The 21298-nt window shown below is 63.2% G+C and carries 17 protein-coding genes; 10 read left to right on the top strand and 7 right to left on the bottom strand.

The window, feature by feature from the left end; translation table 11 throughout:
• The first annotated feature begins 284 nt into the window (after positions 1 to 284).
• Positions 285 to 1418: a glycosyltransferase gene (locus tag PLJ71_16680; GenBank protein ID HQM50325.1), complete on the top strand. Its 1134-nt coding sequence runs from the start codon at positions 285 to 287 to the stop codon at positions 1416 to 1418.
• Positions 1419 to 1421: 3 nt separating this feature from the next.
• Here the strand turns inward: PLJ71_16680 and PLJ71_16675 are convergent, their stop codons facing one another.
• The 3 genes from PLJ71_16675 to PLJ71_16665 all read right to left on the bottom strand — a co-directional run bounded on the left by PLJ71_16675 (position 1422) and on the right by PLJ71_16665 (position 3503).
• The gene (locus tag PLJ71_16675; GenBank protein ID HQM50324.1) at positions 1422 to 2750 is read right to left on the bottom strand and encodes a tetratricopeptide repeat protein; all 1329 of its coding nucleotides are present in this window, start codon (positions 2748 to 2750) and stop codon (positions 1422 to 1424) included.
• 31 nt (positions 2751 to 2781) lie between these two features.
• Positions 2782 to 3120, bottom strand: a complete 339-nt coding sequence (locus tag PLJ71_16670) for a septal ring lytic transglycosylase RlpA family protein (GenBank protein HQM50323.1) — start codon at positions 3118 to 3120, stop codon at positions 2782 to 2784.
• Positions 3121 to 3206: 86 nt separating this feature from the next.
• A complete protein-coding gene (locus tag PLJ71_16665) occupies positions 3207 to 3503 on the bottom strand; it encodes a flagellar biosynthesis anti-sigma factor FlgM (protein ID HQM50322.1) in 297 nt (98 codons plus the stop codon).
• A gap of 428 nt (positions 3504 to 3931) precedes the next feature.
• Between PLJ71_16665 and PLJ71_16660 the strand changes: the two genes are divergently transcribed.
• The 3 genes from PLJ71_16660 to PLJ71_16650 all read left to right on the top strand — a co-directional run bounded on the left by PLJ71_16660 (position 3932) and on the right by PLJ71_16650 (position 7345).
• On the top strand, positions 3932 to 4285 hold the full coding sequence (locus tag PLJ71_16660; protein HQM50321.1) for a hypothetical protein: 354 nt from the start codon (positions 3932 to 3934) through the stop codon (positions 4283 to 4285).
• A 222-nt stretch (positions 4286 to 4507) separates the two neighbouring features.
• Positions 4508 to 5887, top strand: coding sequence for a sigma-54 dependent transcriptional regulator (locus PLJ71_16655; GenBank protein HQM50320.1), 1380 nt, complete (start codon positions 4508 to 4510; stop codon positions 5885 to 5887).
• Positions 5888 to 5932: 45 nt separating this feature from the next.
• Positions 5933 to 7345 carry a glycoside hydrolase family 28 protein gene (locus PLJ71_16650; protein HQM50319.1) on the top strand — a complete coding sequence of 471 codons (1413 nt, stop codon included), beginning with the start codon at positions 5933 to 5935 and terminating at the stop codon, positions 7343 to 7345.
• An 89-nt stretch (positions 7346 to 7434) separates the two neighbouring features.
• Here PLJ71_16650 and PLJ71_16645 read toward each other — a convergent pair whose 3' ends face one another.
• Entirely contained in the window at positions 7435 to 8580 is a 1146-nt protein-coding gene (locus tag PLJ71_16645; protein ID HQM50318.1) for a sialidase family protein, read from the bottom strand.
• Between the two features lie 55 nt (positions 8581 to 8635).
• Positions 8636 to 8869: a hypothetical protein gene (locus PLJ71_16640; GenBank protein ID HQM50317.1), complete on the bottom strand. Its 234-nt coding sequence runs from the start codon at positions 8867 to 8869 to the stop codon at positions 8636 to 8638.
• Between the two features lie 251 nt (positions 8870 to 9120).
• Here PLJ71_16640 and PLJ71_16635 point away from each other — a divergent pair, with 251 nt between their 5' ends.
• From PLJ71_16635 to PLJ71_16620, 4 genes are all read left to right on the top strand, one after another.
• Positions 9121 to 11247: a DUF5696 domain-containing protein gene (locus PLJ71_16635; protein ID HQM50316.1), complete on the top strand. Its 2127-nt coding sequence runs from the start codon at positions 9121 to 9123 to the stop codon at positions 11245 to 11247.
• Between the two features lie 32 nt (positions 11248 to 11279).
• Positions 11280 to 13478, top strand: coding sequence for a hypothetical protein (locus tag PLJ71_16630; protein ID HQM50315.1), 2199 nt, complete (start codon positions 11280 to 11282; stop codon positions 13476 to 13478).
• A 20-nt stretch (positions 13479 to 13498) separates the two neighbouring features.
• Positions 13499 to 15133, top strand: coding sequence for a family 10 glycosylhydrolase (locus PLJ71_16625; protein ID HQM50314.1), 1635 nt, complete (start codon positions 13499 to 13501; stop codon positions 15131 to 15133).
• A gap of 217 nt (positions 15134 to 15350) precedes the next feature.
• Positions 15351 to 15845: a permease gene (locus tag PLJ71_16620; GenBank protein HQM50313.1), complete on the top strand. Its 495-nt coding sequence runs from the start codon at positions 15351 to 15353 to the stop codon at positions 15843 to 15845.
• Positions 15846 to 15879: 34 nt separating this feature from the next.
• On the opposite strand, the gene PLJ71_16615 is transcribed toward PLJ71_16620, so the two are convergent.
• On the bottom strand, positions 15880 to 17928 hold the full coding sequence (locus PLJ71_16615; GenBank protein ID HQM50312.1) for a hypothetical protein: 2049 nt from the start codon (positions 17926 to 17928) through the stop codon (positions 15880 to 15882).
• Positions 17929 to 17939: 11 nt separating this feature from the next.
• A complete protein-coding gene (locus PLJ71_16610; protein HQM50311.1) occupies positions 17940 to 18149 on the bottom strand; it encodes a hypothetical protein in 210 nt (69 codons plus the stop codon).
• A gap of 315 nt (positions 18150 to 18464) precedes the next feature.
• Here PLJ71_16610 and PLJ71_16605 point away from each other — a divergent pair, with 315 nt between their 5' ends.
• Positions 18465 to 20897: a beta-N-acetylglucosaminidase domain-containing protein gene (locus PLJ71_16605; protein ID HQM50310.1), complete on the top strand. Its 2433-nt coding sequence runs from the start codon at positions 18465 to 18467 to the stop codon at positions 20895 to 20897.
• 21 nt (positions 20898 to 20918) lie between these two features.
• Positions 20919 to 21298 (top strand): hypothetical protein (locus PLJ71_16600; GenBank protein HQM50309.1); only part of this gene is annotated, 380 nt, incomplete at its 3' end.

The raw sequence follows: 21298 nt of genomic DNA, 5'->3' as shown, positions 1-21298 counted from the left end.
GATGTTTCGGGCCTTCAGCCCTCCCGCCCTGTTGTTTGATCCCGTTTTCCTGGCCCTTCAGGCCAGGCTGGTATGTTTCGCGCCGTTGGCGCTGAAGAAACCCAGCTAACCGGGGCCCACGAATCGCATGGCGCCGTACCCGGTTTCGCCGGCGGACACCCAGCGATTTGGGCTCCCGTCCCCCCGCCAACTCGCGGCGCGAACGGGAAATCGCGGCCGGTTCTGTGCTACGGTGATCCTGGGCGCGACACGAGGCCGTGCATGCAGAACGAAAGGAACCTGACATGGGCATCGAACGCATTCTCGTGCTTTCCGTCAAGGCCGGCGCCGGACACCTCCGGGCCGCTCAGGCCCTCACCCAAGCCATCCGCGATCGGTATCCCAATGTCGAGATCGTGAACGCGGACACCCTCGAGTACACCAACGCCGCGTTCCGCAAAGGTTACACCGAGGGATACGAAGCGATCGTGCGCAATCTCCCCTCCGTATGGGAACGCATCTACGAGACCCTCGAGGCAAAACCCGTGGACAGCAATACCAAGAAGCTCTCCACGCTGTTGTCCCGCCTGAATGCAAAAGACCTGCTGAAATTTGTTGAGGGATTCAGGCCGGACATCATCGCCTGCACCCACTTTCTTCCAGCCGAGGTGCTCTCTGCGCAACGACGCAAAGGCAAACTCAGAGCTCCCATCTACACCATCCTCACCGATTACGATATTCATTCCATGTGGATACAGGACGGGGTAACCGGCTACTTCGTAGCGTCGAGCGAAATGGCTCACGCATTGCGCGCGAAGGGTATCGGCACGGCCTCCGTCGAGGTTACCGGCATCCCCATCCTGCCGGAATTCGCAAAAGAGTACCCCCCGCGCGCGGAAATGCGCCGTACCCTGGGCCTCAATGCCGACAGGCACACGGTCCTTGTAGCCGCGGGCGGATTCGGCATGATGAGCGCCGACGAAGCTGTGAAATTGCTGGCGGACTGCCTTCCCAATGCCCAGTTCATCGCGGTGGCCGGCAAGAACGAGGACCTCGAGAAGCGCCTGAAGAAACTCGCCAGAGCGTGCAAAGGCCGGCTCAAGGCCTTCGGCTTCGTCGATAACATGCACGAGTTAATGGCGGCAAGCGATCTGGCTGTGTCCAAGAGTGGCGGGCTGACCACGAGCGAATGCCTGGCCATGGGGTTGCCCCTGCTCGTATTCAATCCCATCCCCGGCCAGGAAGAGCGTAACGCGATCTATCTCCTGGAACACGGCGCGGGTCTCTGGGCGCGCACGGCCGCTCAAATGATCTTCAAGGTCAAGACTCTGTTCGATGACCCCAAGCGGCTGGCGGAGATGCAGCAGGCTGCGCGCCGCGCCGCCCGTCCCCAAGCCGCATTCACCATCGCGGACCGTTTGATGGGAGCCGCCGTTTAGGATTCACATGGGCTCAAGCGCGTGGAGGTTCTCGAGGGCTTCGGGCATGCCCGGGGCAAGCTTGAGGGCGCGCTCGAAGCAGGTCCGCGCTCTGTCTGTCCGCCCGAGGGAGTGCGAGACCACGCCGAGACCGTTGTGAAGCAGCGGATCATCGGGATCGAGCTTCAATGCGGCGAGGAAATGCGCTGCGGCACGCTCCACGCCGCCTGACGCGAACGCCTGTTCGCCAGCCTCGCGCAGCCGGTGGGCTTCAAGACGGTGTCGCAGTTCCTCGAGCGTGGGCGTGAGCGCGCAGCCGTGTTCGAGCTGGGCTCGTGCGGCTCTGAAATCGCCGAGCCGGTCGCAGACGCGCGCCAGGTACAACCGGGCCATTACGGCCCCGGGCAGGGCCTCCACCACGGCCTCGAGCCGCTGCCGGGCCTCATCGAGTTGCCCCAACCGGCACGCAATCGCCCCCAATGCCGTCACGACATGGGGCGCGGCCATGCCCGCGTCTTCTAATCGCCGCAAAAGCGCCCGCGCCTCTTCCAGCTCGTTCCGATTCAACAGAATGTTGGCCAAGGTAGTCGCGGCGCCGAGATGCAGCGGCTCGAGTTCCAGCGCATGGCGGCTCGCCGCCTCGGCCCCGGCCGCATCGCCGCACACCAGCGCCTGCTCCGCGTAGTCGTGCCACGCCTTGGGATCGTCCGGGCGCTCGACGGTCTTCTTGCGGTTCAGTTCGAGGTAGAAGGCTTTCTTCACATCGGAGCGGGCATCGCCCGCCTGATACCCGTAATGATGGATAAGGATGGGTTCGGACCGAATGACCCCGCCCCGCTCGAGCACGCTCTCGGTGATGTTCTCGTGGACCGGTTCACGGTACTCGAATCCCCTGCCGTTGCGAAACAGGCGCAGCAGCGGCGCGGCGATGTATCCGGCGCGTCCCCGGGCCATCGGCGCATCCGGGGCGGCCGCTACCCACCGCCACGCGCGCGGTTCATCGCAGTAGTTCGCCAGCGTGACTTCGATGGCGTCCGCCCCCGCGCCATCGGTGTCCACAAGCGCCCGAATTCTCCCTGCGCCCTCGGAATCGACCGCCTCATCGGCGTCCACATGCAGCAGCCAGTCCCCTGTGGCGGCCTCGAGCACGCGGTTCCGCGCCCACGCGAAATCGTCGCGCCAGGGAATCGTGAGCACCCGTGCCCCGAACCCCTCCGCCACCGCGACCGTGGAATCGGTAGACCCCGTGTCCCCGACGACTATCTCGTCGGCGATGCCGCGGACCGACGCGAGGCATTCCCCGAGACGGCCGGCCTCGTTCTTGACGATCATGACAATACTGAGTGCAGGCATGGCCGCTATTCTGCCTGAAACGGCGCGGCCGTCACAGGCGCGCGCCCGTGCCCCACTCCAACACCTCGAGACGAACCGGCACAATGCCGTCGCGCAACATGTTGAGTTCGCGGGCCGCGCCGCGCGACAAGTCGATGACCCGCCCGCGAATGAACGGCCCCCGATCGTTGATCCGCACCACAACCGTCCGGTGGTTCTTCAGGTTGGTGACCTGCACGATGGTGCCGAAGGGGAGTTCCCGGTGGGCTGCCGTCATGGCTTCCTGATCAAATATCTCGCCCGACGCCGTGGCCCGGCCATGGTACTCGTCGCCGTACCACGAGGCGATGCCTTCCTCAACTCCCGGCACCGACCCGCCAAACGGCCACATCCGGCAGCCGGTCGTCGTCACAACAACAAAGAGCACGAGTAACCTCGTGCTCGGGAACAGCGCTCGTACGCGTTTGTCTATCGGTTTTATGGCAAATACTTGCTCAACCGGCGCGCGACCTCGGCCACCACCTCCGGCAACCGAAAATCGCCCCGTTCGAGCCGTTCTTTCGCGGCGGCTACCTCGTCGGCGCGAATGCCGTCGTCTTCGCGGGCGATATTCGCCACGCGCGCGCTGGTTGCGGCTTCCTGCGCCTCGGGACTGATGCGAACCCCGTCCTCGCGCGCGGGTGCGCTTTCCACTTCGCGCTTGCGGTCGCGGACATTGGCTGGGCGCTCAGGGACTGGCTCAGGTATGCCGCCTATTCCGTTGATTCCAACCATAGGTCCTCTCCCACGTGCAAAAACCCGTTATGTGGCGCGATGCTACATACCGTTCATCGGCAGGAACGCGCCGAAACTTGAGCCGCTTCCGCGAACTTCCCCGGAAACTACCCCCATAATACCAAAACGCCTTTCCATTTACAGGAAAGACAGGGGTTTCCCCGTTCTTGCCGCACAAAGCCCGCCGATAATGACTCTAAGCCCTTGCAAATCAATCTCTTATAGAATCGCCGCCGCCTCTCTCCCCTGCCCGCAAGACCGCTGCGGGTAACCGTGACGGATTCTCCCCAGCGCCTTCGGACGGCCGCCCCGTCCGTCGGGTCCGCCGGGGGCCGCGTCCGCCAGGTTCCAACTGGTTGACTGGAGATGGTGGTGAGGGTAGGCTGGAAAGGCGTTTGCACCGGTTCGGGGAACGGGGAGCGGCCAGCATGAAATACTGTCACCGTTGCGGCAGCGAATGGGACGGCGGGGGCAAGAAGCAACCCGGGCCAAAAGACATCTGCGGCAGTTGTTCCGGGTACCTGCATTGCTGCCTGAATTGCCGCTATTACGAGCCCAGCGCTCACAATCAGTGCTACATCCCTACCACTGAGTGGGTCGGCGACAAGGCGGGATGCAATTTCTGTGACGAGTTCGAGTTCGCGGACCGCTCGACCGAGAAGACCGGCGGCCAGGCCGGCGACCAGGCGCGAAATGCTCTGGATTCCCTCTTCGGAGGTAGTGACGAAAGCACGCGGAATTTAGACAAATTAGACGATTTCCGGAAACTATTCGGCGACTGAGCGCGGAATTCGTGAATTGTGGGAATGCCGTTCCCGCAAATTACTGCTGAACATTTGACGCGGTTCGCGACAAGTGATACAAAATAGAAGAGTTAAGCTGCCGCGTAACGGCTCAGCGGAGCGATACCGCTGTATCTTCAACCGGTCGCCATGCTTGCCGGGGAGGCAAGGAACCGCGCGGCGCCATATCCGGTTGTGCGACGGCATTTTGGGGAGTCTAGTGTGACGCGAACAGAGACACGAGCCCGTTTGTTGGTAGTGGATGACGAGCCGGGTATCCGGCAGGTGCTGGAGACCGCGTTCACGGACCGCGGCCTGGACGTGAGCGCGGCGTCGAACGGCGATAAAGCCATCGAGCTGCTTCAGGAAAAACCGTTTGACGTCGTAATCACGGATCTCAAAATGCCCGGCCGCGACGGGATGGCCGTGTTGCGCGCCGCGAAAGAAGCCGCGGTCGACGCGAGCATCATTGTAATCACGGCCTACGGCACGTTGGAGACGGCTGTCGAGGCGATGCGCCTGGGCGCTTTCGATTTCATCGCGAAACCGTTTAAGCTCCAGGAAATTGAGCTCAAGGTTGACAAGATTCTGCGGCACAGAGCCGAAGTCATTGCCCTGCCGCCGGGGAAGCAAGCCCCCGGACTGGTTGACCGGCGCCGGATCATTGGCGACAGCAAGCTAACCAGGCAACTGTTGAAAATGATCGACAAGATTGGCCCGAGCCGGAGTTCGGTGCTGATCACGGGTCCGAGCGGCACGGGAAAAGAACTGGTGGCGCGCGCGATCCACGACGCGAGCCCCCGCCGCGAACGGCCGTTCCTGGCGTTAAACTGCGCAGCCCTCGCGCCGGGCGTGCTCGAAAGCGAATTGTTCGGGCACGAGCGCGGCGCCTTCACGGGCGCCACGGGCCAACGCGCCGGACGCTTCGAGCAGGCCCATACCGGAACGCTTTTCCTAGATGAAGTGGCCGAGATCGACCCGTCCATCCAGACCAAACTGCTGCGTGTGCTTCAAGAGGGCGAATTCGAGCGCGTGGGCGGACAGCAGACCATCAAGGTTGACGTGCGCATCGTCGCGGCCACCAACCGCGACCTCCGCGAGGCCATCGAGAAGGGTGATTTCCGCGAGGATTTCTATTACCGGCTGAACGTGTTTTCCCTGCGCACCGAGCCGCTCAAGCGCCGCCGCGACGACATCCCCGCGCTGGTGGACGTGTTTCTGGCGCGATTCAGCGCCGAGACCGGAAAGACGGTCGCGGGCGTGGAAGACGAGGTCATGAGCTTCTTCATGCGCTACCCGTGGCCGGGCAACATTCGCGAACTCGAGAATATGCTCGAGCGCGCGGTGGTGTTGTGCGAGGGAAGCATCGTCACGGTCGAAGAGTTGCCCCAGGAACTGTTCTTCGTGCAGGAAGACGACGAACCCGAGCCCGTGGAAGCCCCGGAACACGGCTCGCTGATCGAACGTACGGACAAGCTCGAAAGCGAGATGATCCAGGCCGCCCTCGAGCGGTTCCGGTGGAACAAGACCAAGGCTGCCGAGCATCTCGGCCTGAAACGCACCACCCTGCAGTACAAGATCAAGAAATACGGATTGGAGTAGCGCGCTCTGAACAAACGCCCGCGATTGAGAACCGTTTCTCGCCGTATGACTGCATCGTGCTGGGCGGTCATCGCGTGCTGCGCGATATGGGGTCTGCCCGCAACAACGGCACCGGCCGGTCCCGATGCCATCGCGCCGCTGCAAGCCCCGTTTCCCATGCCTGCCCTTGAACGCCCCCGGTTTCCCGAGCGCGCCTATGATATCCGCGACTACGGCGCGCGAGGCGATGGCGAAACCAAGAACACAGACGCCATCCGCAAGGCTGTTGCCGCGTGCGCGGCGGAGGGGGGCGGGACAGTGCGGGTCCCCCCGGGCAAATGGCTGACCGGCGCGATTCACCTCGAGAGCAACGTGAACCTGCGTCTTGACCAGGGCGCTGAACTGCATTTCAGCACCGACCCTGAGGATTATCTCCCTCCCGTTTTCACACGATGGGCGGGATTCGAGGTGTACAACTACTCGCCGCTCATCTACGCCCGGGATTGCGAGAACATCGCCGTCACGGGACCCGGAAAACTGTTTGGACACGGTCCCTCGTGGTGGCCGTGGGCAAAGATCCAGGAGGAGACGAGCCGCCGCATCTATCACGAACAAGTGCTCAAAGACGTGCCCGCCGAGAAACGCGTTTACGGCACGCCCGAAGCGGGGTTGCGGCCGCAGTTCATCAGTCCGATCAATTGCCGGAACGTGTTGCTCGAGGGGTTCGAAATCGCGGGACCCGGGCCGTTCTGGACCATTCATATCGTGTATTGCGAAAACGTGCTCGTCCGCGGATTGACGCTCTACACCGTCGGCGGACCCAATACCGACGGGATCAACCTCGACTCGACCCGGAACGCCCTGATTGAAGCGTGCGACATAAACGCCGGCGACGACGCGATTGCCCTGAAGTCGGGCATCAACGAAGAAGGACGGCGTATCGGGCGGCCCACGGAAAACGTGGTCATCCGCAACATCCGGGCCGGACAGACGCACGGCGGCATGGTTATCGGCAGCGACATGTCCGGCGGCGTGCGCAACGTTTACGGCCACTCGTGCGAGTTTACCGGCTCGCTCATCGGCATTCGGTTGAAATCCAACGCATCGCGCGGTGGCGTCGTCGAGAACTGCCTGTTCGAGAACATCCGTATGGCCGATATCGGCCAGGGCGCCATCGTGCTCCAAACGGATTACGGCGCGTGGATGGCTTCCGAGGACGGCAGCGCCTATCCCCTGTTCCGTAACCTGGCCTTCAAGAACATCACCTGCGGCGGCGCCGCGCAAGCTGTCAGCATGACCGCTACCGAACACCTGCCCATCCAGAACGTGACGCTCGAGCACGTGGCCATCCAGGCCAAAGCCGGGATGCGTTTCGAATGGGTCGACGGCATCACCCTTCGTGACGTCACCATCGAACCCGCCAGCGGCAATCCCCCCATCATCTTCGAGCACTGCACAGACATCATCCAAAGCGAGTGACACCGTGAAGGGACTGGCGCAAGCGAGCGCCAAGAGGCCCGAGACGCATCTGTCCCGAGCCCTCACATCCCCCGCCGAGGCCTCGCCTCCTACTTCAGCTTCCAATGCGTGTAGCGCAGGGGCGGTTTCCGTCCTTTCTCGAGGACCTCGTAGTAGACGGTGAGGATCGAGCCGTCGCCGAGCTGGGCCGATGCGGGATACCCGAGGTCGCTGCTGGGCGCCTGGGACAGCACGATCTCGCTCTGGACGTCCCATGTTTTGCCGTCGTCTTTGCTGATGCAGGCGCGCTCGCCGAACGGTTCGGTGCGGCGGCCGTATGTGACGAGGAGCCAGCCGTTGTCGAGCCGGAGCAGGTGCGGCGGATACCCCCAGATCGGCGTCGGCTCGAACCGGGTCCACGTTTTGCCGCCGTCGGTGCTGAACGCCTGCCGGAGATGGTTGGCGAACTCGCCCTCGCCGTGGTACCGGGCCATGGCGACCAGAGCGCCGCCGGCGGTCTCCGCGACATGGGGTTCGTGGCACTGGCTGGGGTCGTCGCCCTCGGCCTGGGCGATGCTTCCGATACGCGTCCACGTGCGGCCGTCGTCGCGCGATTCCAGCACGCCGACGCGCTCCTCGGGGGTGTTCGCGCCGGTACAGCCGACGTAGAGGAGGCGTCCGTCGCTGAGTTCGATGGGACCGTGGGGCGCGGAGGTCTCGACGCGGATGTAGCTCCCCCAGGTCTTGCCGTCGTCTTCCGAACGGCGAATCCAGGAGCCGAACCATTGGTTCACGGTCTCGGCGGACAGCTTCTCGCGGTGCCGGCGGTATTGGTCGTTTCTCTCGAAGGCGAGGCTCGTGAACCAACTGACCACGAGCGTGCCTTGCCGCGTCTGGATGATGCCCGCGTCGCGGTCGTCCAGGGGCGTGTTGTTGACCGTCTCCGCCGGGGTCCATGTTGCGCCGTTGTCGCTGCTCCGCACGAGCTGCGTTTTGCCCCAGGGGCATATGTGCGCGTCGCGGTCGCCCGAAAACGCCACAAGCAATTCGCCCTCGCGCGTCTTGGCGATTGTCGGCCAGCCGATGTAGATCTCCGCGGGGCCCCAGATGGTTTCGGAGCCCAGGATTGATGCCGCAGGCTGCTCGCGGATGGCCTCGATGTCGCCGGCTGACGCGACGGTTCGGCTCAACGCCATGCATGCGCTCAGCACACATCCCAATAGGACGCGTACGTAAACCGGTTGCATTCTTGTCATGGTTCAATTCTCCCTGTCGAGTTACGGGACCTGTAGGATGCATAGAGCCCACAAGTCATACCAAAGAAATGCCACTCCAATCCACCGCAAGCAGCACTTTCGGGAACTTGCCGGGACCCTTGTTCTGGCCGATGCCGGGCGCCCATTCGACCCATCCCCGGCGGCGTGCTCCGTCGCTGTCGGTTGCCAGGATGTTGAGACCCGGGCAGCGCGTATCGGGAGGCCCTGATTCCGGCTTGGCGGCTACCCGGCCGCGCCACATGATGCGCCAGCTGGCAGGGCATATCAACACTTGCGCGCCCCCAACGGAGGGCCGGTTTTCCAACCGGCCACTGAAACTTCGCAGCCTGTCAGGGCCGCGCTCCGGGTAGTTGGGTACACGGACGGACACACCCTGGCATCACTGTTTTCTTTGGGTACTGGCGGGAACGGGCTCCGTCTCCCTCCGTGTGGACTTCGCTGCGGCATTTGCGCCATCATGCGTGCACGCAATCCGCGGGTGTTGCGGTCCGCGGTCTTCCCGTACGTGGAGGGGTAACCATGATCTCGATTCTTCTGATGTTGTCCCAGTTTGCGGCGGCGGAAGAGTATGCGCCGCGCATCGACACGCTCCGGTTTCATGTCGAGCGCCTCGGCGCCATCACGGTGCCGGACGCGCTGAACGCCGAGAAAGCGTCCAAGCTGGCCGAACTCGGGTCCCTGCTTGACAAAGGCGCGTCGAACGAAGACGAATTCAAGGCGATCTACCTGGCCATCGACGGCGTCCGCATGTGGCTGTGGGCCAACGCGGCGGAGCGCCCAAGTACGGCCCAGGGGTCGTTCTCAGAATTGGACGACCGCTGGCGCCTCGAGACGCCCGAGTTGTCCTTCAGCCTGGCGAAGTCCGATTTCGCGATGGAGGTGAACGCCGGCGGGCACGTCTGGCAGTTCGAGCCGTGCGGGAAAGGCGACATTCAAAAAGGGGGCAAAGACTTCAGTTTTCTCGATGCGGCGCAACGGAAAGCCGAGGCGTTCGCGCCGGGTTACGCCGTGGGCATGCTGATCGCTCTGGCCGAGTTCCCGGACGCGCCGGGGTTCGAGCTGCGGTTGTGTGTGAACGCAATTGGCAGCGAACTCGTGTTCGAGTTGGCGGCGGTCGAGCAGGAACGCGACCTCGCCATGATCAGGTGGCCCAAAGCGATCGTTCCAAAACAGGAAGCGGGATTCGTGTCGGTGATCCCGCGCATGCAGGGGATGCTGCTGCCGGGGAACTGGCCACAAGCCATCTCGGCGGGCGACCTGTGCAACTCGCGCTCGCTCTACATGCCCTGGTGGGGCCAGCTTGACGGCACGGCCGGCGTGATGACCATCCTCGAGACCAGCGACGACGCCGGCGGCGAGTACAACCACCCCGAAGGCGGGCCGACGCGCATCGCCCCCCGCTGGTATCCCAGCCTGGGCCAGGTACGCTACCTTCGCACCATCCGGTACGTCTTTGACAACGACAGCAGCTATGTGAAAATGGCGAAACGGTACCGCCGGTTCGTGAAGGAGCGCGGCGAGTTCGTGTCGCTGGCCGAGAAACGCGCGCGCACGCGCGGCCTCGACGAGGTTATCGGGAAACCGGTGGTCCACCAGGGCGCGCTATACCATTTCGTGCAGGAGGCGGCGCTGTTCCACAAGGACCGGATCGAGAACAACCACAGCCTGCAGACGTTCGACCAGCTCGCGGCGGGGTTGCGACAATTGAAGGCGGCGGGCATCGACGATGCGTACGTGCACCTGGACGGATGGGGTTTCTACGGCTACGACAACGGCCATCCCGACGTATTGCCCGTGGGCCAGGAGCAGGGCGGATGGGACGGGTTACGCGCGTATGCCGACACGTGTGAGGAGCTCGGTTACCTCTTTGCCACCCACGACCAGTACCGCGATTTCTATCTCAACGCCGTATCGTTCGATGACCGGCTGGCCGCGGTGCGCCTCGACGGCTCGCGCGAAGAGACGTCGACGTGGTGCGGCGGGCCCCAGACCATCCTGAATCCCCGCTTCGCTCCCGGTTACGTGCGCCGCAATCACGACCTGTTCGCCGCCCATGGGATCAAGGTGCGCGGGGCGTATCTCGACGTGTTCGCGGTCGTGCCTCTCGAGGAGAGCACGCTGCCGGCGCATCCGATCACGCGCAGCGACTGCGCCCGGTACCGCCGCGAGTGCTTCGATCTGCTCCGCGCGCGCGGGTACGTCGTGAGCTCCGAGGAACCCGCCGATTACCTGGTGCGCTCGCTTGACCTGGTCCATCACGGGCCATATGCGACATTTCCGGGCATCGGAGGAGGGGATGCTACGGGGATTCCCGTGCCGTTGTTCAATCTCGTGTACCACGACGCGATCCTGTTGCCGTGGGAAATGGGCGATAACGGCGGCTGGGGCGTCCCGAAAGCCGACGCGGGCTGGCTGCACTGTCTGCTCAATGCCGGATTGCCCTACGTGGGGCCGGGGGCGAGTCCCGAACAGGTCGCGCTGGTGAACAAGGCGGCCGCGCTGGCGCAGCGCCTCGGGCTCGAGGAAATGGTCAGCCACGATCTGCTCGACGGCACGACCCGCAAACAGCGCACGACCTACGCCGACGGGACGACCGTCACGGTCGATTTCGACGCGCGCACGTACGTCATCGAGCCGGAGGTATAACGGAGACAGCAGCAAAACGGGAGGAGCCGTGCATGAGAAACACGTGGTCGGTCATGGGACTTCTTATCGTGGCGCTGGCAGCCGCGGGCGCGGCGCAGGATGTCCAAGTCTCCGTGGAGCCCGTGACACGCTATTTCCACGTGTCGTATCCGGTGCCGGCGGGAGCCCCGGAGACCGTCTCGGTGGCGTGCGAGTGGACTCACGCGGGAAGCGAGGCGTGGCAACCCGCGCGGGTCATGCCGCTCATCTCGGAAACGGCGATGCACCTCGCCCGGCCTGAGCAGTACGGACCATGGCTCAAGGGGTCGGTATCCGAGCGACGCGCGGCAGGTCTTACGCGGACCGTTGTCTTTAACCCGTATCCAGACGCGCAAATAGACGGCAGAGTCGATGCCCTGTTCCGGATCACGCTCCGAACGCCCGAGGGCGAGGTCCTGGCAACCTGCCAGACCCCGCTGCAGGCCGACAACTCCGATGTGGTCTATGTCGAGGAGTGGTCCGGCGTCTTTCAACACTCTGGGATAATGACGGGCGGCGCGGGCCAGCCGCAGGAGACGGGGCCGCAATGGTCGTGGCAGACGGATATGACGCCCGAGCGGGACGCGTCCCGCGGCAACGCCCTGTTCGGAGAGAGCAACGGCCCGCAGCGCCTGCCTCTACTGTCCTATCCACTCGATTTGCGGGGACCCTGCGCGGTATTCGTGCGCACGATACCGTCCGTGGGCGGAATCGCGCTCCGGTTTACCGGCGAGGAACGGTCTCAGCGCCTGTTTTCGAGTGCGTTGTTCAACGAGGTGCTATGGCAATGGCGCGATTTGGACCGCCAGCATCTCGTGCTCGAGCAATTGCACGCGTATACGGGTCCGGCAGCATCGAGCATCGATTACGTAAAGTTTGTGCCCTTGTCGCCGGAGGTGCGCGAAGGTTTAGACGCGCAATTCAGCGGCGAGACCGACAAGCTCGTCGCGGGCTACTGGGAACCCTATTCGTACGCTTTCAGCGACGTGGTTTCGGACAACTCGTGGCATCGGGCCTATCTCTCGGCCTACGCCGAGGCGCGGGTGCCCATTGTCGACATGCAGATCAGCCGCTTCGGCATGCAATCCGTCTATGAAACGCGCGCGGCCGACCAGTTGCTGTACGCGACCCGCGGCGATCCCATCGGCGCGGTGCAGGCGCCCGAAACCGACAACGTCGGGCGTATGCAACAATTCACAAACACGCTCGAAGCGTCGTTGCGCGCGGCCCGAGACCTGGGATTCTCGCTTCACGCGAATTTCGGCGCGACAAACTGCTATCCCGGCAGCCCGCTTCAGGGCGAATTCTCAAAGCAACACCCCGACTGGATGCGCGGGTCGGCCTTGCGCTACGAGGTTCCCGAAGTGCGCGAGTACATCCTGAGCCAGTACCGCGAGGCCCTCGACATCGGCGCGCGGGGGCTCTCGCTCGATTTCTGCCGCTACCCCGAAGGGCCGGATACCCTCGAGACGTGCAACGCGTTCATGCAAGCGCTGCGGGCGCTGGCGGATGAGTTCGCCAAACCCGGCGAACGGATTCCGATCCTGGTGCGGTTCCCCGCGCATGGCGTGCGCAGAAGTGAATTGTTCGACTACGCGGCGTGGGCGCGCCAGGGTTGGGTGGACTACCTCTGCCCCAGCAACATACAGGGCCGTCATCTCCACGCCGACATGACGCCGTACTACGCGGCGGTGAAAGGGACGGCGTGCCTGGTGTTGCCTGCGTTGGACGGGCTCAGTTGGGGCCAGCCCTTTCCGGGGCCGTTTCTCTGGCGCGCGCACCAGCTTTATCTCGAGGGCGCCCCGGGCGTCTATGTTTACCAGGCGGATGCCCGTGTCGTCGCGGATCCGTACGACCGCCGGACCATGCGCCTGCTGGCGAGCAGCACCGATGTGGCGCGCTGGTGGGACGAGGACGCCCGGCTGCGGCCGCAGCGCAGCAAAGGCATCTACATCACCGGCCTCGAGCAAATCCAGGGGTACGCGGGCTGGCACCGGCTAAGGGCTTGGGTGGACGGCATTCCCATGGGCCCGATCGAGTTCTATCTCGACGACGTCCTGGTCAACCGCTGCGAAGGCCCGCCATATTTGCTGGGCGCGGAGAACTACGAGTCCGACAAGGTTATTCCTCCGGGTGAACACACGGTGCGCGTGCGGGCGCAGGACGGCGACGGCTGGCTCGAGGAGAGTTTCAGGATTGTAGGCGCGCCATAACGGGTAAGGAGCACATTCAAATGGATAATCAACGCGGCATATTCGGATGGGCGGCGCTTGCGCTGGTAGTGGCAATCACGGCGGGCTCTCCGGCGGCCGTTGCCGGCGAGGGCGGCGGTCCCGTCACACCCGAACAAATCAAGGCGCTCCGCCACGAGGCGGCCCACAAGACCCGGCGCATCATGTACGACAACGACGGCAACGAACCGGTCTATTCCCTCGAAAAGCCCGACCCCGAAGCGCTGATTGACGCGCGCACACGCGCGGTCGTGGGCACCCAGGTCGACACCATCGTCTATTGCACATGGAGTTCAGGGTTCAGCATGTTCACCCACAACACGAAGGTGGGCGAAATATTCGCGTGTACCGAACCCGAACCGGGCGGCAAGAAAGGTTTCAGCCAGAACCAGACCAAGGCCTTCATCGACCAAGGCATGGATCCCCTCATGATCATCGTCGATTTCTGCCGCCAGAACGGAATCGAAGTCTTCTGGTCCATGCGCATGAACGATTGCCATGACGGCTGGGGCGGCTGGTACTCGCCTTTCCTGTTTCCACAACTGAAGAAGGACCACCCCGAATGGCTGATGGGAACGCCCGAAAAGCGGCCCGCGAACGGTCCCTGGACCGCCGTGGACTACGGCCAACCCGAGATCCGCGACCTCGCGTTCAAGTTCTTCGAGGAAGTCTGCAACAACTACGACGTGGACGGCGTGCAGATGGATTTCTTCCGCCACCTCGTGTATTTCCGGCCGCACGCCGAGGGGCGGCCCGTCGGGCAGGCCGAACTCGATATGATGACCGAGCTCATCCGGCGGATTCGCGTGATGGCCGACGAGGTGGGCGCGAAACGGGGCCGTCCGCTCCTGATCTCCGTGCGCGTGCCCGATTCGGTCGAGATGTGCCGCGACGTTGGCTTCGACATCGAGCGCTGGATGCAGGAAGATCTCATCGACATCCTCACCGTAAGCTGCTATTTCCGCCTCAATCCCTGGCAGACAAGCGTCGAACTCGGCCACAAATACAACATCCCCGTGTACCCGTCGCTGAGCGAGTCCCGATTGCGCGACCAGGACGCAAACAGCGTCCGGATGACCCTGGAAGCCTATCGTGCGCGCGCCATGGAGGCCTGGCAGGCGGGCGCGGACGGCATCTACATGTTCAACTTCTTCGACCCCCATGCGCCGCACTGGCGCGAACTGGGCGACCCCAAAGTGCTGGCTCCGCTCGACAAGGTCTATACGACCGGCGCGCGGGGATACGGCAATCTGAGCTTCTGGTACAAGGGCGGCGAGAAGTTCATGCACCGCGATATTCTCAATCCCGAATACCCGCGCACCCTCGCCGCCGATGCCCCGGTCTCCGTGGTGATGCCCGTGGGCGAAGACGTAAAGGCTCATCCACCGGTCGAAGCGACGCTGCGGCTGCGGTTCAAGGAAGCCCCTGTCCCGGAGATAGTCACCGTGGCGATCAACGATGCCCGGTTAGTCCCTTCCTCGCAGGACGGCCAGTGGCTCGACTACCCTGTCGACCCCGCAATTGTGAAACAGGGAGACAACACATTCGCCTTTGGCGTGAGAGCGGGCGAATCCGCCCAGCCCGTACTCATCGACATGCTCCTGTGGGTCCGCCATCCTGCTGCTCCGCCGCAGTAACCGGACTTTCCCAAAAGGAGGGAAAAGAAGGCTTCGCAAAGAGGCGGCGCCTGACGCGCCGTGCCGGACTACCCTGCGTTCAGGTGTCAAATACCCTTGCCCGCCGTATAATACGCCCGGGAGCCGGCCGGCGAATACACGGTCCGGTTCTCACGCACATGGGGGTCGGGTCATGGCCAAAGAGATGGAAAACACGCGAAAGAGAAAGCGAAGCACCATGTTGGTACCAACCGTTTTCATGGGGATTCTGGCCGCTGTCCTGTTGATTGTGGGATTCGCCAAGGGAGAGGGCCAGCACGTTGAGGGTATACGGTCAGGGCTGGCCATGACCGTCAGCGTCTTGCCGCTGCTCTTGTTCGCATTCTTAGTCGCCGGAATGGTGCAGACCCTGGTTTCGGCGGAAACCATATCGCGCTGGGTAGGCGCCGAATCAGGCGTGCGGGGTATTGTCATCGGGACGGTTGCCGGCGGATTGGCCCCGGGAGGGCCATACGTGAGCCTGCCCATTGCGGCCGGCCTTGTGCGCTCCGGGGCAGGAACCGGAACGATGGTCGCCTTCCTGACCGCGTGGTCCCTCTGGGCTGTCGCACGGCTTCCTATGGAAGTCGGGGTGCTGGGGTGGCGGCTCACTCTCGCGCGGCTCGCGAGCACGTTCTTCTTCCCGCCCATCGCCGGCCTGATCGCCCAACTGCTGTTCGACCAACGGAAATAGGCCGGTCCCCCCGCCGCTGTTTCGCGCCGTTCGGTCAGCGGTGTTTGATGTCCCGCAGCACGGGGCGGATACGCCAGTCAGCCTGGTCCCCGAAGCGGCGTTCATTGCCCGCGTGCCCGGCGAAGTGGTCGCCATAGACCGAACGGACGACGCCCGTGAACGCGAAGGTGGCGAAAACCACGGCGATTCCCATCGCGGCAACGCTCTTCCAGAACAAGGGCTTGTAATCCTCCACCGGGGTCAGCGGCGCCGGGTCCCGGTCTTCCTCTCGCGCGAAGGCAGCGATGAGAAACGTCGCAATCACCGCGTTGAAGAACAGGACTCCCTCCGTCGCGATACGCGATTCGTGGAATCCAACGAGCGCTTTCTGGAAGTTGAAGGTGATGATGATCCACAGAAACACGAGGTAGAGCAATTGCCCCTTGCCCAGTGCCGTCGCCGGAACGAATGGAAGACGCCGCCGCATATGCAGAACCAGCAATACGACGATGCACAGGGCCAGGAAGAAGTAGGCGAGATTGAACCAGGTACGCGCGGAAAACTCGATGCTCTCGATGAGGGGCATCTTCATGAATTCGGGCACGGAGCGGAACGAGCTGCCGCCCACCACGCGCTCGGTTGTCCATTCCGCCACGCATTTCACCATATTGACGTAGACCACGGCGATAAAGAGGAACCCGGCCGCGAACGCTTCGGTCCACCGGCGCACGGGGGGCCGGTCATCGGCGCGGCCGGTTCGCGAGGCCAGGATGGCCATGGCAATGGCCAGGCCCAGACCGTACAAGAGCCCCACCCCCTGCTCGATCACGATGCTGTGCCAGTTCGCGCTTTGCCAGTGCGCCCACTTCGCAATGAGAGGATCGCGCACTTCGGGAGGCAGCTCGGCGAGCCGGTTCGGGTTGCCGGGGGCGACCAGCAACAGTTTCAGGCATTGGGTGAAGGCAATGCCGAGCCCGCCGATGGTCCCGCTTATGATGGCGGCCACCCCCACCGGCATCAACTTGTTACGGAATGCGTAAATAAGAACCCCGAGCAGCACGCCCACGCCTCCGGCCCAATTGTCGCCGCGCGGCGGCGTCATGCGGATACCCAGCAGGACGGGGCCCACGAGAAATGCGATGAACCACCCCAGCGCCATGTGAACCAGCAGCGACGAACCCGAGCGCCACTTGCCAAACACCGCGAAATAAACGGCAATGCCCAGAACGGCGCCGAACACCGCCCCGAGACCAGCGGGATGCCGCGACAGAATGAGCGGCCAGTTCGTCACCATATTCGCCGGGTCGAAAGGCTGTCCGGTGTCTGGATTGACAATGGTCAAGTCCCCTTGAACGCGTACCAGCCAAGGCAAGATGCGAGGAAGGACGCCGCTGGCGGCCATAATCAGCTGCACACCCCATCCGGCCGCCGCGCCTGCTGCGCCGAAGACCGGCAACAGGGCCGTGTTCCGTGAACGGCGCTCCCACAGATCAAACGCGCAAAGGGCCCCAAGGGCCAGGAACGCCTGGACCCAGTCCGAGTCGAGCCAGTAGAACGGGTCGTTCTGGCGCAGTTCGCGAAAGAATCCCCGCTCCGCGCCCGTCACGTCTCCTCCCGTCAAGGCGGCCATTGGCCCTGAGTTCATCACGGGTTCCCAGAGAAAGTAATACGCGGTCCACACCGCCAGCACCCAGCACAACGGCTTGAAGAGCTGCGTGAGCCGGTCGCGGCTTTCGACGGCGGCGTAGGCTGTGCCTGCGCCTCCCAGTGCGGCCCACAGGAAACTGCCGACGAATAGGCCGAAAAACCCGAATAACTGGGAAGGAAGGTGGCCGGAGTGCGTGTAGGATACAACCTTCATATACGAGAACGACCCGCCGAAGCTCCATCCGAACGCCCCGAAAAAGGCGAAGTAAGCCACCCGCCGCCGCCAATCTTCGCGGCCGGACATCAGGCATGCGGCGGTGCCGGCCAAAACCCCCGGCAGCATCGCGCCGTACTCGTGCCCGAAGTTGCCCCGGATGCCCCAGCCGATGGACAGGCTGATGCTCACCAGGAGCAGTGTCGAAATACGCCAGCTTGGATGAACGTGCTGTCTAGCCATACGCCTCCTTATCACGGGACCGGAGAAAGCCTCGCCGCGGCCAGCAACATGAACAGGCCGAACTTCCGGATGTCCTCGTCGTGCGCGATGCCTCCACACCGCTCCAGGAACCGGCACCCGGTGCTCGCATCATCGTCATTCACGGGAATGGACAGCCGAACTGCGTCTTCGGCCTTGGGCGTCCCCATCGTCAGCGATTCCCCGGCGGCGCTTCTCGACACGCCCCCCTCGTCGCTACCGACGCAAGTGCACTGCGTGCCAGGTTCAATCATGCGTCTTCAGAGTCTTATTATTCTTGCCCAATCAACATCTCACGATAGGATGTAATATACGCAGATTCTCTCTTGTTTGCGAGTTGCGGCTGTACGGTCCGAGAGGAGAATCGCGACCAAAAGCGGGGTTTTGGATTCCTCTTGCGACGCAGAATCAGCCGGCCCGGATTCTGCCTGAGTCCTTTGGTAAGAAGACCATTGCCGAACAAGACGGGCAGGCTGCTTGGAAACAAATCCTTGTTTCCTCGCGCGCGGAATGACAATATGGCTGAGAGCCAGGGCGAACGCCTTTCTGACGGACCCAATCCACTGCTGATAGACGCATGGACAAGGGGCCGTTCCGGGGACGAGGACGATGTCGGTCTGGGCGCCGGGCCCGGGAGGACACAAACAGTGACTCGAAACATGGGCGCCGCCTTCCTCCTATGGACGGTTCTCGTGAGCCCCCATGCCCGGGCGGAACTGCCGTACTACACCGGGCAGGTACTGCCGGCGCCGCGTGAGGTATTGACAGAGTGGCGATCCCTGCCATTGAAGGAGGATGGTGTACAGGTTCGGTTGGGCGAAAGCATGGGCGGCGCCGGAAGACTTGCTGAGGAATTGCTGCAACAACGGCTGACGGAGACCGTGGCGGCACAGAGACCAACTGAGGAATCGGGCAAGGGGCAAGCAAGAAGCATTCGTGATAAGAGCGCCCCGATCACGATTCACCTGGGGACGTTCGGCGACGGCATAATCAAAGAAGTCGACTCCGCGCACGGGTTGGCCTTTGATTCCCTGGTGCTTCCCAAGTTCGGGTACGCGCTTCGCGTTCGAGAAACAAATGACGGAGCGGCGGACATCGCGGCCGCGGGGGTGGACGCGCGCGGAGCGTTTTACGCGGCCGTGACCCTGTTGCAACAAATGGGTGTCGAAAACGGCAAGCCGGTGTTGAAGTGCGCCGATATCAACGACTGGCCGGAGTGGCAGCGCCCATACGCCATGGAATACGGTCCTGCGACGCGGCAACAGCTCATCGATCTCGCCATGTACAAGGTCGGGCATTTTGCCATCCAACACCGGCTCGAATGGCGCGAATTCCGCCCGGACCACATGTACGGGAAGCGGCCGCTTGAGGAATTCCTCTCAGAAATGGCGGCGTTTCGCGATGAGACGGGACTTTTCGATTATATGTTGCTGTTGCACATCTACGCATCGCCCTCCCCGGACTACGAACTGCTCGACATCACAAATGAAGATCACATTGCGGAGGTGATTGCCCGCTGCCAGTATGCCGCCAGCAAGGGCTTCACCCACATCATGATCCTGGCGGACGACTGGACGCCGCGCGACAAGGGCCGCTACGTCTGCATGCACGAGTCGGAACGAAAACGGTTCGGCGATTCAGTGGGCCGCGCCCATGGCTATCTTATGGCGCGCCTGTACGATGCGCTCAAACGCGAATATCCCGCACTCGATTTTTCCATCTGCCCCGCGCCCTACAGTCTCGGCCACGTCTATACGGGGGAGGGCGAGCGCAAACCGCACATGGTGCAATACCTGCGCGACCTCGACGCGGAGATGCCGCCGAACATCGCCGTCGTCTGGACCGGCAGGTTTGTCGGCTCCCCCAGCATCGAGCGCGCGCATTTCCTCGAATACTCGGGGCTCGTGGGCAACCGCCCGACTTTTCTCTGGGATAACTCGAACTGCTGCGACGAAGCACCTTCGCCGCAACGCTTCGTGACCACGCGTTACGACGGTTTCGCAGCCGACTCGCACGGCATCTTCTACTTGAACGCCTTCGCCCTCCACTGGCCGTGGCAACGTCCCTTCGTCCTGAGCGCTATGGACGCATTATGGAACCCGGAGGCGTTCAAGGTGGACGGTTCCTTTGAACAGGCCGTCGACAAGGCATATGGCCCCGGCGTCTATCCGCTGGTTGAGGCCTATCGCCGAACCCGGGCCGCAATGAACGGCGTACAGAACGACCCGCAACGCCTCAGGACCCTGGTCGAGGAAGCCGATGCGCAGTTGAAGGCCATCGAGGAACGCGGCTTGCCCACGAAACGGCTTCGCGACGACTGGGCGCGGCAAAAGGCCCTTGTCGATCTCAAGGTTGCGGAAGGCATCGTCCGCCGCTTCACCGAGCCGCCGGTCCTCGATGGCAAGCTCGACGAACCGGCGTGGGTCAATGCGGATGTCCTGTCCGGTTTTACCCCTTATGGCGCGGCAGAACACCTCGACCAGACGGAGCTGCGGCTGGGCTACGACAACCAGTATTTCTACGCGGCCTTCACGTGCCACCACCAGGGCGGTTTGCCCACCCCCACGATTCGGGGCCGGCACGACGGAAACGTGTTCGGTGAGAGTGACGCGGTGGGCATGATGCTCCAGCCGCAAGGTGGCACATACGGCCATTTCGTGGTCGACCATGTCGGCAACGTCTTCGACGAACGCAATTCCGGAGGCCTCGACTGGGACCCACAATGGAAAGCGGCCATTCACGTGGAAGAAAAGGTTTGGACCGTCGAGATCGCCGTGCCGCTCTCCGAATTGGCGTCGTTCCCCATGGACGAGTGGCCCAAGAGCGGAACGAAGTGGCGCGCGAACTTCCACCGGTACTACGCCGCCAAGAACCAGACTTCGGCCTGGTCAGATACGCACGGCAACCGGTTTCACATGACGGAATTCTTCGGTGTCCTGACGTTTGAATGATTGAGGCTCGGAGCGCGCATCATGGCTGCATATCTTGCTCTCGTACTGCTTCCCGCCGCGGCGTTCGCGCTGACGGACCAGGATATCGTCAACGCGCTGGGCGACCCGGCCAACCAGGGGAGCGTGCGCCTGCAGGCCGCCGAATACCTGGTGACGCATCCCATCCTCCTGCACGAGGGTCAGCAACTCATCGGCAACGGCACAACCATCAAGGTTTCCTGGCCCGAATCCTACTGGTTCACCGCCATCACCGTTGCCCCCCGCGCTCCCGAATCCTTTGACGTGGACGCAATCATCGAGAAGCATCCGCGGGTCCGCTTGCGGATGAAAAGCCCGCTCCCTTCCCACTGGACTCCGGGCACGAAAGTGGCGCTTGCCGGCTGGTTTCCGGGTCCCGAGGG

It is taken from the genome of Candidatus Hydrogenedentota bacterium, assembly GCA_035416745.1.
In the GTDB taxonomy this organism is placed as follows: Bacteria; Hydrogenedentota; Hydrogenedentia; order Hydrogenedentales; family SLHB01; genus UBA2224.
Note: the sequence above shows the minus strand (reverse complement) of the source record. Positions and strands in the feature narration are given on the sequence as shown.

Bases quoted from the DNA above. Each gene is read 5' to 3' on its own strand.
- PLJ71_16680 (HQM50325.1), top strand. From the start codon at position 285: ATGGGCATCGAACGCATTCTCGTGCTTTCCGTCAAGGCCGGCGCCGGA.
- PLJ71_16675 (HQM50324.1), bottom strand. From the start codon at position 2,750: ATGCCTGCACTCAGTATTGTCATGATCGTCAAGAACGAGGCCGGCCGT.
- PLJ71_16670 (HQM50323.1), bottom strand. From the start codon at position 3,120: ATGTGGCCGTTTGGCGGGTCGGTGCCGGGAGTTGAGGAAGGCATCGCC.
- PLJ71_16665 (HQM50322.1), bottom strand. From the start codon at position 3,503: ATGGTTGGAATCAACGGAATAGGCGGCATACCTGAGCCAGTCCCTGAG.
- PLJ71_16660 (HQM50321.1), top strand. From the start codon at position 3,932: ATGAAATACTGTCACCGTTGCGGCAGCGAATGGGACGGCGGGGGCAAG.
- PLJ71_16650 (HQM50319.1), top strand. From the start codon at position 5,933: ATGACTGCATCGTGCTGGGCGGTCATCGCGTGCTGCGCGATATGGGGT.
- PLJ71_16645 (HQM50318.1), bottom strand. From the start codon at position 8,580: ATGACAAGAATGCAACCGGTTTACGTACGCGTCCTATTGGGATGTGTG.
- PLJ71_16635 (HQM50316.1), top strand. From the start codon at position 9,121: ATGATCTCGATTCTTCTGATGTTGTCCCAGTTTGCGGCGGCGGAAGAG.
- PLJ71_16630 (HQM50315.1), top strand. From the start codon at position 11,280: ATGAGAAACACGTGGTCGGTCATGGGACTTCTTATCGTGGCGCTGGCA.
- PLJ71_16625 (HQM50314.1), top strand. From the start codon at position 13,499: ATGGATAATCAACGCGGCATATTCGGATGGGCGGCGCTTGCGCTGGTA.
- PLJ71_16620 (HQM50313.1), top strand. From the start codon at position 15,351: ATGTTGGTACCAACCGTTTTCATGGGGATTCTGGCCGCTGTCCTGTTG.
- PLJ71_16615 (HQM50312.1), bottom strand. From the start codon at position 17,928: ATGGCTAGACAGCACGTTCATCCAAGCTGGCGTATTTCGACACTGCTC.
- PLJ71_16605 (HQM50310.1), top strand. From the start codon at position 18,465: ATGGCTGAGAGCCAGGGCGAACGCCTTTCTGACGGACCCAATCCACTG.